This is a genomic window from Roseivivax sp. CAU 1753 (genome assembly GCF_054482575.1).
Genome location: NZ_JBTLRF010000001.1, coordinates 894,712 through 910,423, shown reverse-complemented (window position 1 = coordinate 910,423; position 15,712 = coordinate 894,712). Strand labels below are relative to the sequence as shown.

At 65.0% G+C, this 15,712-nt stretch carries 13 protein-coding genes; 8 read left to right on the top strand and 5 right to left on the bottom strand.

All coding sequences use genetic code 11. The features are described from left to right. Nucleotides 1–53: 53 nt before the first annotated feature. The 7 genes from ACXYMN_RS04110 (at nucleotide 54) to ACXYMN_RS04080 (ending at nucleotide 9,575) form a co-directional block, all read left to right on the top strand. Nucleotides 54–1,286, top strand: a complete 1,233-nt coding sequence (locus tag ACXYMN_RS04110) for a putative DNA modification/repair radical SAM protein (protein WP_459012357.1) — start codon at nucleotides 54–56, stop codon at nucleotides 1,284–1,286. Further along, nucleotides 1,286–2,746 carry a UdgX family uracil-DNA binding protein gene (locus tag ACXYMN_RS04105; RefSeq protein WP_459012173.1) on the top strand — a complete coding sequence of 487 codons (1,461 nt, stop codon included), beginning with the start codon at nucleotides 1,286–1,288 and terminating at the stop codon, nucleotides 2,744–2,746. The genes ACXYMN_RS04110 and ACXYMN_RS04105 overlap by 1 nt, the downstream gene beginning before the upstream one ends. Before the next feature lie 183 nt (nucleotides 2,747–2,929). Next, nucleotides 2,930–4,027 (top strand): TRAP transporter substrate-binding protein DctP, encoded by a 1,098-nt coding sequence (gene dctP / locus ACXYMN_RS04100; RefSeq protein WP_459012172.1) that lies wholly within the window; start codon nucleotides 2,930–2,932, stop codon nucleotides 4,025–4,027. An 88-nt stretch (nucleotides 4,028–4,115) separates the two neighbouring features. Then, the gene (locus ACXYMN_RS04095; protein WP_459012170.1) at nucleotides 4,116–5,423 is read left to right on the top strand and encodes a TRAP transporter small permease subunit; all 1,308 of its coding nucleotides are present in this window, start codon (nucleotides 4,116–4,118) and stop codon (nucleotides 5,421–5,423) included. Nucleotides 5,424–5,426: 3 nt separating this feature from the next. Continuing rightward, nucleotides 5,427–6,785: a TRAP transporter large permease gene (locus ACXYMN_RS04090; protein ID WP_459012169.1), complete on the top strand. Its 1,359-nt coding sequence runs from the start codon at nucleotides 5,427–5,429 to the stop codon at nucleotides 6,783–6,785. Between the two features lie 207 nt (nucleotides 6,786–6,992). Then, nucleotides 6,993–8,810, top strand: coding sequence for a translational GTPase TypA (gene typA, locus ACXYMN_RS04085; RefSeq protein WP_459012168.1), 1,818 nt, complete (start codon nucleotides 6,993–6,995; stop codon nucleotides 8,808–8,810). Nucleotides 8,811–8,906: 96 nt separating this feature from the next. After that, complete coding sequence (locus ACXYMN_RS04080) at nucleotides 8,907–9,575, top strand: DUF6639 family protein (RefSeq protein WP_459012167.1); 669 nt, start codon at nucleotides 8,907–8,909, stop codon at nucleotides 9,573–9,575. A gap of 4 nt (nucleotides 9,576–9,579) precedes the next feature. Here ACXYMN_RS04080 and ACXYMN_RS04075 read toward each other — a convergent pair whose 3' ends face one another. The 3 genes from ACXYMN_RS04075 to recA form a co-directional block, all read right to left on the bottom strand. Further along, on the bottom strand, nucleotides 9,580–9,888 hold the full coding sequence (locus ACXYMN_RS04075) for a DUF1330 domain-containing protein (RefSeq protein WP_459012166.1): 309 nt from the start codon (nucleotides 9,886–9,888) through the stop codon (nucleotides 9,580–9,582). Between the two features lies 1 nt (nucleotide 9,889). Beyond that, the gene (gene alaS / locus ACXYMN_RS04070; RefSeq protein ID WP_459012165.1) at nucleotides 9,890–12,550 is read right to left on the bottom strand and encodes an alanine--tRNA ligase; all 2,661 of its coding nucleotides are present in this window, start codon (nucleotides 12,548–12,550) and stop codon (nucleotides 9,890–9,892) included. 172 nt (nucleotides 12,551–12,722) lie between these two features. Beyond that, complete coding sequence (gene recA / locus ACXYMN_RS04065; RefSeq protein WP_459012164.1) at nucleotides 12,723–13,787, bottom strand: recombinase RecA; 1,065 nt, start codon at nucleotides 13,785–13,787, stop codon at nucleotides 12,723–12,725. 189 nt (nucleotides 13,788–13,976) lie between these two features. On the opposite strand from recA, the gene ACXYMN_RS04060 reads away from it, so the two are divergent. Further along, nucleotides 13,977–14,570 (top strand): gamma-glutamyl kinase, encoded by a 594-nt coding sequence (locus ACXYMN_RS04060; RefSeq protein ID WP_459012162.1) that lies wholly within the window; start codon nucleotides 13,977–13,979, stop codon nucleotides 14,568–14,570. A gap of 4 nt (nucleotides 14,571–14,574) precedes the next feature. On the opposite strand, the gene ACXYMN_RS04055 is transcribed toward ACXYMN_RS04060, so the two are convergent. Together ACXYMN_RS04055 and cydB are read right to left on the bottom strand one after the other, a co-directional pair. Beyond that, nucleotides 14,575–14,688 (bottom strand): DUF2474 family protein, encoded by a 114-nt coding sequence (locus tag ACXYMN_RS04055; protein WP_459012161.1) that lies wholly within the window; start codon nucleotides 14,686–14,688, stop codon nucleotides 14,575–14,577. Further along, nucleotides 14,688–15,692 (bottom strand): cytochrome d ubiquinol oxidase subunit II, encoded by a 1,005-nt coding sequence (gene cydB, locus ACXYMN_RS04050; protein ID WP_459012356.1) that lies wholly within the window; start codon nucleotides 15,690–15,692, stop codon nucleotides 14,688–14,690. Before cydB ends, ACXYMN_RS04055 begins: the two co-directional genes overlap by 1 nt. Nucleotides 15,693–15,712 lie beyond the last annotated feature (20 nt).

The window sequence follows — 15,712 nt, the reverse complement described above, 5'->3', positions numbered from 1 at the left end:
TGCCGCACCCTTTGTGCTTGTTCTGTTCTGCCGTGGAACATATCATGAACAACATGGCAAAGCGCACCCTATCCGAAAAGCTGGCGATCCTGTCGGACGCCGCGAAATACGACGCCTCCTGCGCATCGTCAGGCGGCGAAAGGCGGGATTCGCGGGACGGCAAGGGCGTCGGGTCCGCCGGTGGCTCGGGCATCTGTCACGCCTACGCACCGGACGGGCGGTGTATCTCCCTGCTCAAGATCCTGATGACGAATTTCTGCATCTACGAATGCGCCTATTGCATCAATCGCGCCTCCTCGCGCGTCGAACGGGCGCGCTTTTCTGTCGAGGAAGTGGTCAATCTGACGATCGAATTCTACCGCCGCAACTACATCGAAGGGCTTTTTTTGTCCTCGGGCATCATCCGCTCGCCGGACGAGACCATGGCCGACATGACCCGGATTGCGCGGACCCTGCGCGAACAGGAAGGGTTTCGCGGCTACATCCACCTCAAGACCATCCCCTCCGCCAGCCCGGAGCTGATCGACGAGGCCGGGAAATGGGCAGACCGGCTGTCGATCAACATCGAGATGCCGACCGAGCGGGCGCTGAAGGACCTCGCCCCCGAAAAGGACGCGGTGAACATCAAGCAGACCATGGCCGACGTGCGCGTGCGACGCGAAGCCAGCCGCAGCGGCAAAAGCTGGCGCGGCAAGCGGCCCGCGAAATTCGCCCCCGCGGGCCAGTCGACGCAGGTGATCGTCGGCGCCGATGCGGCCAATGACCGCACCATCCTGACGCAAAGCGCGGACCTTTATGCCAGCTACGGGCTGAGCCGGGTCTACTATTCGGGCTTCTCGCCCATTCCCGACCCCGCGAAGGCGCTGCCGATCAAGCCCGCGCCGCTGATGCGCGAACACCGGCTTTACCAGGCCGACTGGCTGCTCCGGTTCTACGATTTCCAGGTCGACGAAATCGGCGGTGCGGGCGGTATGCTCGACCTCGATCTCGACCCCAAGACGGCCTGGGCGGTGGCGCATCGCGAACACTTCCCCGTCGACATCAACGTCGCCCCGCGCGAGGCGCTTCTGCGGGTGCCGGGCTTTGGCACGCGCACTGTTGGTCGCCTGCTGGCGGCGCGGCGGCGGGGGATGGTGCGCTACGAGCATCTCAAGGCGATGGGGGCCGTGGTATCGCGGGCCCGCGCCTTCATCACCGCGCCAGGATGGAGCCCGCGCGGCCTGCTCGAGGAACAGCGTCTCCGCGCCCGCTTTGCGGCGCCGCCGGAACAATTGTCGCTGTTCTGATGCACGAGGTGGTTCTGCCCCGCATCGGCACGGTCGCCGCCTGGCGGCGCGAGGCGCGTGCCCTGGCGCGGGCGGGTGTCGCGCCGGAAGACGTGCTCTGGCGCAGGGGCGATGCCTCGGCGGATCTGTTCGCGGGCGGTCCCGTGGGCAAGGCCGGGCAGGCGCGCAATATATCGTTGTCGAAGGCGGCCATCGACGGCATCGAAAGCGCGCTTTGTCATTCCGACCCCGAACGCTTCGCGCGGGCCTACCGCGTGGTCCTGCGCATCGCCGAGGGCAGGGCCGTCTGGGGGGACCGCGCCGACCGGGACATCGCGGTACTGCTGGCGCAGGCCAAGGCCATCGGGCGCGACGTGCACAAGATGCACGCCTTCGTGCGGTTCCGCGAAGTGGCGGGCAACGGGTCGCGCCGCGCCTTCGCCGCCTGGTTCGAGCCCGAGCATCCCTGCCTCGAACGCGGCGCGCCGTTCTTTGCCAAGCGGTTCGGCGACATGGATTGGGTCATCGCGACCCCCGATCTGACCGCGCGTTTCACGGACGGGCATCTGCACTTCGAGCAGACGCAAGCGCCAGACCGCCCGCCCGAGGACGCCACCGAAGACCTCTGGCGGACCTACTATGCGTCGATCTTCAACCCCGCGCGGGTGATGGTGAAGGCGATGTGCGCCGAGATGCCGAAGAAATACTGGAAGAACCTGCCCGAGGCAGAGCTGATCCCCGGGCTGATCGAAGGCGCCGAGGCGCGGGTACGCGCGATGGCCGACACCATGCCGCTGCCCGACCCGGGGCGCCGCGCGCGGGCGCTGTCGGACCATGCGGCACGGGTGCTGGCAAAACCCGCCCCCGAGGGTCCGGTGGCGGTGCTGGCCGACGAGGTTCGCGGCTGCACGCGCTGCGATCTGTGCCGTCACGCAACCCAGGCGGTGCCGGGGCAGGGGCCGCAGGATGCGCCCCTGATGATCGTCGGCGAACAGCCGGGCGACCGCGAGGACCTGCTGGGCCTGCCCTTTGTCGGCCCCGCCGGACAGGTCTTTGATCGGGCGGCGGCGCAGGCGGGGATGGATCGAGGGGCGGTCTACATAACCAATGCGGTCAAGCATTTCAAGTTTCAGCCGCGCGGTCGCCGCCGCATCCACCAGCGCCCTGACGCGGGCGAGGTCGAGGCCTGCCGCTGGTGGCTCGACCTCGAACAGGCGCTGATCCGCCCCGGCCTTCTGGTGGCGATGGGGGCGACGGCGGCAGAGGCGCTGACCGGTTCGGGCAAGGGCATCGCCGGGCGACGGGGGCGGCTCGAGCAGACGGCGGACGGCACGCCGGTGCTGATCACCTGGCACCCGTCGTATATCCTGCGCATTCCCGACGCATCGGCGCGCGCGGCCGCCGAGGCGCAACTGGTGGGCGATCTGACCATTGCCCGGCAGATGAGCGAGAACGTGCCGCGCGGGGCACCCCCGGGCTGACGCGTCTTGCCGCGATGCAGAGACGAAAACACTTGCGCTTCGGTTTCGGTCAACTAGCCTCCGGGCAGGCAATGGCGCTTGTATACAAAGTGTTGCTGCACCTGAAACGGTCGAAGGATCCCGATGCCCGGCGCCTGTATGTGCGAAATTGCTACATAAAAACAATACCTAAGGGAGGAAGTTATGCATATGAAGACCACGCGGCGCCTGGCGCTGCGCACCCTCGCTGGCGCCGGAGCGGCCACGCTCGCGGCACCGCATATCGCCACTGCCGCCGCGCACGGCACCACCTGGAAGATCCAGACATCCTGGCCCGGCGGCGCGGGACTTCAGATCTTCAAGGACTGGTGTGCGACCATCACCGAGAAGACCGACGGCGAACTGGCCTTCCAGCCCTTCGGCGCCAACGATGTCGTGGGCGATTTCCAGCTTTACGACGCCGTGAAGAACGGTGTTCTGGACGCGATCAACCCCTTCACGATCTACGGTCAGGGCATCATTCCGGCGGCGACCTTCCTGACCTCTTATCCGCTGGGCCTGCGCAATCCGCATGAGTGGGACGTGTTCTATTACGGCCTCGGCGGGCTCGAGATCGCGCGCGAGCTGTTCGCGGAGCAGGGCCTGATGTTCGTCGGGCCGGTCCACCACGGACCCAATATCATCCACTCGAAGGTGCCGATCCGGTCGATCGACGACTTCGCGGGCCGCAAGATGCGCCTGCCCGGCGGCATGGTCGCCGAGGTCTTCACCGAGATCGGGGCCGAGACCACGGTTCTGCCCGGCTCCGAGATTTTCCCGGCGCTCGAAAAGGGCACCATCGATGTGGCCGATTACGTGGGCCCGGCGGTCAACTACGCGCTCGGCTTCAGCCAGGTTACCGATTACATCGTCATGGGTCCCCCGGGATTCATGTCGCTCTACCAGCCGGTCGACCTCATGGACATCACGGTGGGGATGGATGCGTGGAACGCGCTGTCGCCGCAGATGCGGCAATTCGTCGAGATGGAAACCCATGTCTACTCGGACATGCACCATGCGGCGATCCAGAAGGCCGACCAGGAAGCCTGGGGCAAGTTCGAGGCCGACGGCGTCGAGGTCACGCGCCTGTCGCAGGATGACGTCGAGCTGATGACCGAGGTCGCGGTGCCGATCTGGTTCGACTACGCCAACCGCGATCCGAACGCGGCGCGGGTCTTCAAGATCCAGCTCGATTACATGCAGTCGGGGTCGCTCGGCTATGTCGATCCGTCCCTGACCGACGGTCTGACGCTCGATCTCTGATCAACCCTGCCGTTCATGACGCGACCGCCCGCCACCCCGTGTGACGGGCGGTCCCACATGTCGGACACCAGAACAAGAGGGACAGGACATGCCCGGTATCAGTTTCACGCTGCCGCATTGGCTCTATTGGGTGGGGCTGATCGTCTTCCCGCTGATCGCCATGGCGCTCGCGAAGCGTCCCAAGGTTGAGAGAAAGCAGTATTCGACGGCGCTGGGCTACATGATCCTGGTCACCGGCGGCATGTTGGGTCTGCATCGGTTCTACGTGAGGAACCTCTGGGGGTTCGTTTTCATCCCGGTGTTTCTGGTCATTCTCTATTCCAACGGTCAGCAACAGGATGCCCGCACAGCGGTGTCGAACCTGGCCAACGAGGAACGCGTCGCGCTGCGCATGCTTGATCGCGAGGAGGGGCGCGTGGGCGAGGCCCGCGCCGATATCGAGGGGTTCCGAACCGTTCTGGCCGAGGCCGAGGAAGGATCGTTCCAGCAAAAGGCGGCCCAGCGGCGGCTGGACCGGGCCGAGCGCACCATCGCGCAGGGGCAGGCGCGGATCGACGAGGCGAACGCCGCCCTGGCCGAGCTTGAGACACCGTTGCGCGCGGCGCAGGACGTGCGGGCCTACTGGGCGTCGATGGGGCGCAATGCGCTCTATCTGCTGCTGGCGATGATCGCCATTGATGCGCTGTTGCTGCCCTTCCTGATCCGTCGCGCCAACGCCAATCTGCCGCAGGAGGAAGAGACGGAAAACGACCGCAAGCTGCGCGAGGCGGGCATCGGCGTGATGGAGGACGACAGCCGCTACGTGAAGAACTGGATCGACCGGCTCTGTCTCTTTTGCGGCGAGTTCACCGCCTACTGGGCGGTGATCGCGGTCTTCGTCTACTACTTCGAGGTGATCTCGCGCTATGTCTTCAACTCGCCGACGAACTGGGCGCATGAGGCGATGTATCTGATGTTCGGCATGCAATACCTGATCGCCGGATCCTATGCGATGCTGACCGAACAGCATGTGCGGGTCGACATCTTCTATGCGCCGCTGCCACGCAAGAAGAAAGCCTGGGTCGATATCGCCACCTCGGTCTTCTTCTTCATCTTCGCGGGCACGCTGCTGGTGACCAGCTGGATCTTCGCCATGGATGCCATCGCGGTGCCGTCGGGCAACGGGTTGATCAGCCAGTGGGCACGCGGCGAGATCCCGACCGGAGAGATGCTGGCGAACTGGAGTTTCGGGCAATGGACCGATGACAGCATCCGCTGGGGCGAGATTTCGTTCAACGAATGGGAGGTGCCCTTGTGGCCCATGAAATGGGTGATGGTGATCGGCGCGCTGCTGCTGGTCCTGCAGGGGGTGTCGAAACTGATGAAAGACATCCAAGTCGCGATGCGGGGGGCCTGATCCATGGGACTTGAGATTGGTATTGGCTGGCTCACGCTGATCATGTTCGGCACGCTTCTGGTGCTGTTGATGGCGGGTCTGCCGCTGGCCTTCGTGACCGGCGGTCTGGCCTGCGTGTTTCTGTTCGTTCTGGGCGACGAACGCGCGCTCAACATCGTGCCCAGCCGGATCTTTCCGCTGATGACGAATTACCAGTTGTCGGCGATCCCGCTGTTCATTTTCATGGCCGCGATGCTGGAAAGGGCCGGGATCATCAACGACATGTTCGATGTGATCTACAAGGTTCTCGGCGGCGTGAAGGGCGGCCTCGCGGCGGCGACGATCCTGGCCTCCACGGTGCTTGCGGCGATGGTCGGCGTGATCGGCGCGGCGGTGGTGACGATGGGGATCATCGCGCTGCCTGCGATGCTCAACCGCGGCTATGACCCGAAGATCGCCATGGGGTCGATCATGGCGGGCGGTACGCTTGGCATCCTGATCCCGCCGTCGATCCTGGCGATCATCTATGCGGTGGTGGCCGAGCAGTCGGTGGGTGAGCTGTTCATCGGCGCGGTCATTCCGGGCCTGCTGCTGTCGGGCATGTACATCGCTTATGTGATCGTGCGCAGCTACATCAACCCCGAGGTCGGCCCGCCGATCCCGGTGGAAGAGCGGATCTCGAACGCCCAGAAGCTCCGCCTGCTGGGCAACATGTCGGCCCCTATCGTGCTGATCGCGCTGGTGCTGGGTGTGATCTTCTCGGGTGTGGCCACACCGGTCGAGGCCGCGGGCATCGGCACCTTCGGGGCCTTCATCGTGGCGGCGATTCACCGCAAGCTCGACTGGCAGACGGTACGCGAGGCGTCGCTGACCACGCTCAAGGCCAGCGCGATGGTGATCTGGATCATGTTCGGTGCGACGATCTTCGTCGGGCTTTACGTGCTCGAGGGCGGTCAGCAGTTCGTGCAGGAAAGCCTGGCCGCCACCGGCCTCGGCCCCTGGGGGATCCTGATCCTGATGCAGGTGCTTCTGGTGGTGCTGGGCATGTTCCTGGACTGGGTGGGCATCCTGCTTCTGTGCGTGCCGATCTTCGTACCGATCATCAAGGTGCTTGGGGCGCAGGCCTTCGGGCTCGACAATCCCGACGACCTGGTCTTGTGGTTCGGGGTGCTCTACCTCGTGAACATGCAGATGAGCTTTCTGTCGCCGCCGTTCGGCTATGCGCTGTTCTACCTGCGCGGGGTTGCCCCGCCCGAGATCCCGATGACCGACATCTTCAAGGCGGCGCTGCCGTTCCTGGGGTTGCAGATCGTCGGTCTGGTTATCTGCATGCTGTTTCCGGAAGTGGTGATCTGGCTGCCGAACATCGTCTACGGCGGCTGACGCGCGCCGGTTTTTGCACGGAAGGGCGGCCTGCGGGTCGCCCTTTTGCATAGGGTGCGTGCGACCGACGAGGCCCCGGATCAGGTCCGGGGCAGGGCGCACCGCGACCCGCATGCAATGGACGCGAGGTTTCGCCGGAAAGCGCTGGCCTTTTTCGCCGCCGGGTTATAGGCCGCGCGCGACCCTCGAGATTATTGGATACTCCTTATGGACCTGCGCAACGTCGCAATCATCGCTCACGTGGACCACGGCAAGACAACGCTGGTCGACGAGCTTCTGAAACAATCCGGCACCTACCGCGAGAACCAGGCCACCACCGAACGTGCCATGGATTCGAACGACCTCGAGCGCGAGCGCGGCATCACCATCCTTGCCAAGGCGACCTCGGTCGAATGGAAGGGCCACCGCATCAATATCGTCGACACCCCCGGCCACGCCGATTTCGGCGGCGAGGTCGAACGCATTCTGTCGATGGTCGATGGCGTCGTGCTGCTGGTCGATGCCGCCGAGGGCCCGATGCCGCAGACGAAATTCGTGACCTCCAAGGCGCTCGCCCTTGGCCTGCGCCCGATCGTTGTGCTGAACAAGGTCGACAAGCCCGACGCCGAGCCGGACCGCGCGCTCGACGAATGCTTCGATCTGTTCGCCAACCTCGGCGCGGACGAGGATCAGCTCGACTTTCCGCATCTCTACGCCTCGGGTCGTGCGGGCTGGGCCGATGCCGAGCTTGACGGACCGCGCAAGGATCTCGATGCGCTGTTCCGTCTGATCCTCAACCACGTTCCCGCCCCCAAGCAGCTCAAGCGCCGGGACGGGGATTTCCGCATGCTCGCGACCACGCTGGGCAACGATCCCTTTGTCGGCCGCATCCTGACCGGGCGCGTCGAATCCGGGCACATCAAGGTCGGCGCCACCGTGCAGGCCCTGTCGCGCATCGGCCAGAAGATCGAGCAGTTCCGCGTCACCAAGATCACCGCCTTCCGCGGCCTCGGCCAGCAGGACATCCCCGAAGCCACGGCCGGCGATATCGTCTCGCTCGCGGGCATGACCAAGGCCACCGTGGCCGACACGATCTGTGCCCTCGCGGTCGAGGAACCGCTTGAAGCGCAGCCGATCGACCCGCCCACCATCACCGTCACCTTCGGCATCAACGACTCGCCGCTGGCGGGCCGGGAAGGCAAGAAGGTGCAATCGCGCGTGATCCGCGAGCGCCTGATGAAAGAGGCCGAATCCAACGTCGCGATCAAGATCAAGGACACGCCCGGCGGCGAGGCCTTCGAGGTGTCGGGCCGGGGCGAGCTTCAGATGGGCGTGCTGATCGAAAACATGCGCCGCGAAGGATTCGAATTGTCGATCTCGCGCCCGCAGGTCATCCTGCGCGACGGCGAAAACGGACTGGAAGAGCCCATCGAGGAGGTTGTGATCGACGTCGATGACGATTATTCCGGCGCGGTCATCGAAAAGATCACCGGGGCGCGCAAGGGCGATCTGGTCGAAATGAAGCCCGCGGGCGCCGGCAAGACCCGTATCGTGGCGCACGTCCCCGCGCGCGGCCTGATCGGCTATCACGGCGAGTTTCTGACCGACACGCGCGGCACCGGCGTCATGAACCGCGTCTTTCACGGCTGGGCCCCGCACAAGGGGCCGATCCCGGGCCGCCGCGCCGGTGTGCTGATCTCGATGGAGAACGGCACCGCGGTCGCTTACGCGCTCTGGAAGCTGGAAGACCGCGGCAAGTTCTTCATCGGCGCGCAGACCCCGGTCTACACCGGCATGATCATCGGCGAGCATAGCCGCGAGAACGACCTCGAGGTGAACCCGCTCAAGGGCAAGCAGTTGACCAACGTCCGCGCGTCCGGCACCGACGAAGCGGTGCGCCTGACAACGCCGATCACGCTGTCGCTGGAACAGGCGATCGCCTATATCAACGACGACGAACTGGTCGAAGTGACGCCCACGTCCGTGCGTCTGCGCAAGCGCTATCTGGACCCGCACGAGCGCAAGCGGCAGTCGCGCGCGCCCTGAGGGCAGGAACCCGCGCAGCGCCAGGAGACCTCTTTGCGCTGCGCCCCGGCATTGCTACCCTGCGTTGCTATCCTGATGCGAAAGGACCGCCGGGGAATGCTGCGTCGCGCTGCCGTCTTGCCGTTGATCGCCGTCGCCACGTCGTTGGCGGCAGAGCCCGAACCCTGCGGCGACGGTCCGGTGTCGGTCTCGGGCGCGTCACCGTCGCTGCGCGCGAAGGTCTGCACTGCGGCCGAGCAGGCGCTGGCCCTGTTCGGGGAATGCGGGCTGACGGTGCAGGATCCGGTCGAGATCATGCTGACCCGGCAGATCAACCCGCATGGTTGCTTCGGTCTGTTCCACTGCGGCGAAGGTCTGATCGAATTGCACGTACCGGAAACCATGGCGGCATTGCGCAAGCCCGACAGCGCCTTCGCCCATGTGCCCATCGCGCGGTTCTTCGACAGCATCGTGGTGCACGAACTGACTCACGCGCTCTACGATGTGGTTCCGTGCCCGGTGGCGCATTGCATGGCGACCGCGGAATACCTGGCCTACAGCTACCAGATCGAAAGCCTGTCGCCCGAGGATCGCGCCCCGTTCGAAGCGCCCGACATCCTTGAAACCACGGTCCCGCGCGACTTCATCAACGCCTTTATCGTGCTGATGTCACCCGACCGGTTTGCGGTCAGTGCCTGGGCACATCTCAATCAGCGGGACGATCAATGCGCCTGGCGTCAGGGGATCATGTCCGGCACGATCCTGTTCGACCGCGAGGTGCCCTGAGGCACTATTCCTCGGACAGCTCGATGATCAGCAGGTCGCGCTCTGACGCGTCGCGGGCGTGGTTCAGCGCCTCCTGGTAGGCGTCCGATCGGTAGCATTGCTCTGCCGCCTCGACCGACGGGAACCGCGCGACCACGTGGCGCTCGCGCGCGTCGCCCGCCGCGGTCTTGTTGCCTTCGAGCACGACATAGCGACCGCCACGGGCCAGGAAGGTGCCGCCATGGGCGGCAATCGCCGGGCCTGCCAGCTTTGCATATTTGCCATAGGCCTCGGCGTCGGTCACGTGCACATGGGCTATCCAGAGTGCGGGCATCCTATCCTCCGATCACGGTTTCTGCGGCAGCGATGGCCGCCTGTGCATTCTCGGCCGAGGCGGCACCGCCCTGGGCCATGTCGGGCCGTCCGCCGCCGCCCTTGCCGCCCAGCGCTTCGACGGCGGCCTTGACCAGATCGACCGCCGACACCTTGCCGGTCAGATCGTCGGTCACGCCTGCCGCGACCGCCGCCTTGCCGTCGGCGTCGGCCACCAGCAGGATCGCGCCCGAGCCGATGCGCTGCTTGTGTGCGTCGATCAGCGGGCGCAAGTCCTTGCCCGAGACGCCCGACAACACCTGGCTCAGGAATTTCACACCGCCCACATCGCGCGGCTCTGCGCCGCCCCCGGCATTGCCGCCGCCGCCCATGGCGATGTCGCGCTTGAGTTGCGCCACCTCGTTGGCAAGCGCCTTGCGCTCGTCGAGAAGCGCCCGCAGCCGGTCGGGAAGATCGGCGACAGAGGTCTTCATCTCGCCTGCCAGACGGCTGACCAGCTGGTCCTGTCCGCGCAGATAATCGAGCGCCGCCTGTCCGGTCAGCGCCTCGATCCGGCGGATCCCCGCGGCCGAGGCGGAATCGCCCAGCACCGTGAACGCCCCGATCTCTCCGGTGCGGCCCACATGGGTGCCGCCGCAAAGTTCGATCGAGTAGGTGTCACCCCGGGTGCCTTTCCGCGCATCGGGATCGATGCCCATGGAAACGACGCGCACCTCGTCGCCGTATTTCTCGCCAAAGAGCGCCTGCGCACCCAGGCCGCGCGCGTCATCCGGCGTCATGATGCGCGTCTCCACGGGGGCGTTCTGACGGACGTAATCGTTGACTTCGCGTTCGACGGTCTCGATCTCGGCGGCGCTCAGCGCCTTGGCATGGCTGAAATCGAAGCGCAGACGGTCGGGCGCGTTGAGCGAGCCGCGCTGTGCGACGTGATCGCCCAGCGCCCGGCGCAGCGCCTCGTTCAGAAGGTGCGTGGCCGAGTGGTTGGCCCGGATGTTGGTGCGGCGCGCGTGATCGACGACCAGCCGCGCGGCGTCGCTCTTTTTCAGCGCGCCCTCGGTCACCTCGGCGAAGTGGATGAACACGCCCGCGACCTTGCGGGTGTCGGTGACTTGGGCACGGCCCTCGTCGGTGACGATCTCTCCGGTATCGCCGACCTGGCCGCCGGCCTCGGCGTAGAACGGCGTCTGGTTCAGCACGACCTGCACGCTGTCGCCCTTGGCGGCGCTGTCGGTCTCGGCACCGTCCTGCACCAGCGCCAGGATCTGGCCCTCGGCGGTTTCGGTGTCGTAGCCCAGAAAATCGGTGGCCCCATGGGCCTCGGCGATGTCGAACCAGATCGCCGCATCGGCGGCCTCTCCGGTGCCGGACCAGGCGGCGCGGGCCTTGGCCTTCTGCGCGGCCATGGCGGTGTCGAAGCCCTCGGTATCGACGGTGCGGTGCTTTTCGCGCAGCGCGTCCTGGGTCAGGTCCAGCGGAAAGCCGTAGGTGTCGTAGAGCTTGAACGCCGCTTCGCCGGGCAGGGCGGCGTCCTCTGGCAGTTTGGCAAGCTCGTCGTCCAGCAGCTTGAGGCCGCGGTCGAGCGTCGATTGGAACCGCGTCTCTTCAAGGCGCAGGGTCTCTTCGATCAGTGCCTGCGCGCGGCCGAGTTCGGGGTAGGCCGCCCCCATCTGGTGCACCAGCGCGGGCACGAGGCGGTGCATGACCGGGTCGTTCGCGCCCAAGAGATGCGCATGGCGCATGGCCCGGCGCATGATCCGGCGCAGCACATAGCCGCGCCCGTCATTCGATGGCATGACGCCATCGGCGATCAGGAACGAGGTCGAGCGCAGGTGGTCGGCGATTACCCGGTGATGCACGTTGCCCGGCCCGTCCGGGTCCGACGATGTCGCCTCGGCCGAGGCCAGGATGAGCGCGCGCATGAGGTCGGTGTCGTAGTTGTCGTGCTTGCCCTGAAGCAGCGCGCCGATCCGTTCAAGGCCCATGCCGGTGTCGATCGACTGCATGTCGAGCGCGCGCATGGTGCCGTCCTCGAACTGCTCGTTCTGCATGAAGACGATGTTCCAGATCTCGATGAAGCGGTCGCCGTCTTCCTCGGGCGATCCCGGCGGTCCGCCCCAGATGTGATCGCCGTGGTCGTAGAAGATCTCGGTGCAGGGGCCGCAGGGGCCGGTCGGGCCCATCTGCCAGAAGTTGTCCGACGTGGCGATGCGGATGATGCGATCCTCGGGGATGCCCATCTTCTTCCAGATCTCGAAGGCCTCGTCATCGGTGTGATAGACCGTCGCCAGCAGGCGCTTGTGGTCGATGCCGAATTCCCTGGTGATCAGTTCATGGGCAAAGGGGATCGCCTCTTGCTTGAAGTAATCCCCGAACGAGAAGTTGCCCAGCATCTCGAAAAAGGTGTGGTGGCGCGCGGTGTAACCCACGTTGTCGAGGTCGTTGTGCTTGCCCCCGGCGCGTACGCATTTCTGCGCGGAGGTGGCGCGGGTATAGTCGCGATGTTCGAGCCCGGTGAACAGGTTCTTGAACTGCACCATGCCCGAGTTGGCGAACATCAGGGTCGGATCGTTGCGCGGCACCAGCGGTGAGGAGGGGACGACCTCGTGTCCCTGCTTCTCGAAATAGCTGAGGAAGGTGGCGCGGATATCATTGAGGCTGGGCATTCTCGGGCCTTCCGGTCTCACGGGTGGGTGACATTGGCCGAGATGTATCGCCGGGGGGGGCGGGTGTCCACGGTCAGAGCGGCGCAAAACGAAAGGCCCCGGCGCAGGGGCCGGGGCGATGCGGGGCCGCACGGGCCCGAAGAGCTGCGACCGGGACGGTCCGAGAGGGGCGTCAGCCCTCTAGGACATCCGCGTCGTCTTCCTTGGCCATGTCGAAATCAAGCCCGTGCGCGGCCCGGATCTTGTCTTCGATCTCAAGCGCCATGGCCTTGTTTTCCTTCAGGAACGTCTTGGCGTTCTCGCGGCCCTGGCCGATCCGTTCATCGCCGTAGGAATACCACGCGCCCGACTTCTCGACGACGCCGGCCTTCACGCCCAGATCGATCATCTCACCGGTCTTCGAGATGCCTTCGCCATACATGATGTCGAATTCGGCCTGCTTGAAGGGCGGCGCCACCTTGTTCTTGACGACCTTCACGCGAGTGGCGTTGCCGACAATCTCGTCGCGGTCCTTGATCGCACCGATGCGGCGAATATCGAGCCGCACGGAGGAATAGAATTTCAGCGCGTTGCCGCCCGTCGTCGTCTCGGGCGAGCCGAACATGACGCCGATCTTCATCCTGATCTGGTTGATGAAGATCACCATGCAGTTCGAGCGGCTGATCGAACCGGTCAGCTTGCGCATCGCCTGGCTCATGAGCCGCGCCTGAACGCCGACGCTGGAGTCGCCCATGTCGCCCTCAAGCTCGCTCTTGGGGGTCAGGGCCGCGACCGAATCGACCACCACCATGTTGACCGCGCCGGAGCGCACCAGCGTATCGGTGATCTCGAGCGCCTGCTCGCCGGTGTCGGGCTGCGAGATCAGAAGCTCGTCAAGATCGACGCCCAGCTTCTTGGCGTATTGCGGATCAAGCGCGTGTTCGGCGTCGACGAAGGCGCAGACGCCGCCCTTTTTCTGTTGCTCGGCCACGCAATGCAGCGTCAGCGTTGTCTTGCCCGAGGATTCCGGCCCGTAGATCTCGATGATCCGGCCCATCGGCAACCCGCCGATACCAAGCGCGATATCGAGGCCGAGAGAGCCCGTCGATGTGGCCTCGATGTCCCGAAAGGCGTTCTCGCCCCCGAGTTTCATGATCGAGCCCTTGCCGAATTGCCGTTCGATCTGCGCGAGCGCCGAATCGAGGGCCTTCTGCTTGTCTGCCGTCCGCTTGCTGTCCATGGAGAGTAGGTCTGCCATATGCTTGTCTTCCCGTCCTTATTCCACACCCGTCGCCGGGCGGCAATGACTGCGTCGTTCACCTCTTGTTCTCAACCATATGAGATCAAAAAGGGAACATTTCAAGAAAATTCGACATAGCCAGCTTTTTTCGATTTTGGTTAAGAAGTAGTTTAGGCCGGAGCGGAAAAGGGCGGGAACAGGCGGGACATGCTGGTCTTCTGGAAAGCACGGCTGGTGATGCTGGCGGTGCCCAAAACGGGCACGTCGGCCTATGCCAAGGCCTTGGCGCCGCATGCCGGCATGGTGGTCAACGACCCGCCCGAGCTGAAACACGCGCCGGTCTATCGCTACAACCGCTTCTTTCGCCCGATGTTCGAGAAGATGGGCGCCGATCACATGGATGTGCTGGCCGTCATCCGGGAACCGATCTCGTGGCTGGGGTCGTGGTATCGCTATCGCCAGCGACCGTTTCTCGATGGCAAGCGGGTATCGACCAGGGACATGTCCTTCGATGCCTTCGTCGATTCCTATTGTCGTGGCGACCGGCCGCCCTTTGCCAATATCGGCGACCAGTCCAAGTTCGTCGAACCCCGGCCCAATGGAACCGAAGTCACGCATTTCTTCCGCTACGAGGATCAGGGTCGTCTTGTGGATTTCCTCGAAGCGCGACTGGGGGTCTCGATCGACCTGCCAAGGGAAAACGTCTCGCCGCGCCGGGACCTGACGCTCAGCCCCGAGATCGAGGCCAAGCTCAGGCGCAAGGCGGCGCCCGAGTTCGATCTGTGGGACCGGATCGGGTGACCGCTCAGACCGCGACCAGCCGGATCAGGTAGGCCACCACCGACAGCCCCGCGACCGAGGCCAGCCAGATCGCGGCAAACCATGCCAGCCGGTGCCAGAGGGGACGTGTGCCGGGCATCAGTGATAGCCCGAGTGTTCGTCGATCTTGCCGCGAAACACCCAATAGGCGTAGCCCGTGTAGATCAGGATGATCGGCACCAGAAACCCGGCACCGACCAGGGTGAACAGAAGGCTCGAGTCCGGGGCGGCGGCTTCCTGTATGGTCAGCGACGGCGGCACGATATGCGGATAGAAGCTGATGCCGATGCCGACAAAGCACACCACGAAGATCGCGTTGGCCATCAGGAACGGTTGCAGGTCGAAGCCCTGCTTCAGCCCGTCGAACAGCTTCCACGCGATGACCAGCACGAGCAGTGGCACAATGGCCGACCAGACCGCTCCGGGGAAGGCGAACCAGCGTTCGAAATAGACCGCATCCTGAAACGGTGTCAGCGCCGAAACCAGGCCGATCAGCACCAGCGTTCCCGCGGCCAGCGGCTTGGCGTAGCCCCGGAACCTGTCCTGCAGAGCGCCCTCGGTCTTGAGGTTGATCCAGGTCGCGCCCAGAAGCGCGTAGCCGACGATCAGCGCAAACCCGGTGAAAACCGAGAACGGCGTCAGCCAGTCATACCACCCCCCCGAATAGCCACGCCCCTCATAGGCGATGCCCTGCACCAGCGCGCCGAGGGCGATGCCCTGGGTAAAGGTCGCGACCACGGAGCCGCCGAAGAAGGCCACCGACCAGAAGCTTTTCCACCGCTGCGTGCGCCAGCGATACTCGAACGCGACACCGCGAAACACCAGGCCCAGCAGCATCAGAATGATCGGCATGTAAAGCGCGGGCATGACGATGGCATAGGCCAGCGGAAACACCGCGAACAGGCCGCCACCGCCGAGGATAAGCCAGGTCTCGTTGCCGTCCCAGACCGGGGCCACGGTGTTCATCATCACATCCCGCTCGCGCTCTGAGCGGGCGAAGGGAAACAGGATGCCGACGCCAAGGTCGAACCCGTCGAGAATGACATAGACCAGCACCGCAAAGGCGATCAGCCCGGCCCAGATGAATGCGAGATCGAAGATCATCATGCTCTTGCTCCTTTCCG

What these genes read in the sequence shown, in the direction of transcription:
- ACXYMN_RS04110 (WP_459012357.1), top strand. Translation starts at nt 54, where the DNA reads ATGGCAAAGCGCACCCTATCCGAAAAGCTGGCGATCCTGTCGGACGCC.
- ACXYMN_RS04105 (WP_459012173.1), top strand. Translation starts at nt 1,286, where the DNA reads ATGCACGAGGTGGTTCTGCCCCGCATCGGCACGGTCGCCGCCTGGCGG.
- dctP (WP_459012172.1), top strand. Translation starts at nt 2,930, where the DNA reads ATGCATATGAAGACCACGCGGCGCCTGGCGCTGCGCACCCTCGCTGGC.
- ACXYMN_RS04095 (WP_459012170.1), top strand. Translation starts at nt 4,116, where the DNA reads ATGCCCGGTATCAGTTTCACGCTGCCGCATTGGCTCTATTGGGTGGGG.
- ACXYMN_RS04090 (WP_459012169.1), top strand. Translation starts at nt 5,427, where the DNA reads ATGGGACTTGAGATTGGTATTGGCTGGCTCACGCTGATCATGTTCGGC.
- typA (WP_459012168.1), top strand. Translation starts at nt 6,993, where the DNA reads ATGGACCTGCGCAACGTCGCAATCATCGCTCACGTGGACCACGGCAAG.
- ACXYMN_RS04080 (WP_459012167.1), top strand. Translation starts at nt 8,907, where the DNA reads ATGCTGCGTCGCGCTGCCGTCTTGCCGTTGATCGCCGTCGCCACGTCG.
- ACXYMN_RS04075 (WP_459012166.1), bottom strand. Translation starts at nt 9,888, where the DNA reads ATGCCCGCACTCTGGATAGCCCATGTGCACGTGACCGACGCCGAGGCC.
- alaS (WP_459012165.1), bottom strand. Translation starts at nt 12,550, where the DNA reads ATGCCCAGCCTCAATGATATCCGCGCCACCTTCCTCAGCTATTTCGAG.
- recA (WP_459012164.1), bottom strand. Translation starts at nt 13,787, where the DNA reads ATGGCAGACCTACTCTCCATGGACAGCAAGCGGACGGCAGACAAGCAG.
- ACXYMN_RS04060 (WP_459012162.1), top strand. Translation starts at nt 13,977, where the DNA reads ATGCTGGTCTTCTGGAAAGCACGGCTGGTGATGCTGGCGGTGCCCAAA.
- ACXYMN_RS04055 (WP_459012161.1), bottom strand. Translation starts at nt 14,688, where the DNA reads ATGCCCGGCACACGTCCCCTCTGGCACCGGCTGGCATGGTTTGCCGCG.
- cydB (WP_459012356.1), bottom strand. Translation starts at nt 15,692, where the DNA reads ATGATCTTCGATCTCGCATTCATCTGGGCCGGGCTGATCGCCTTTGCG.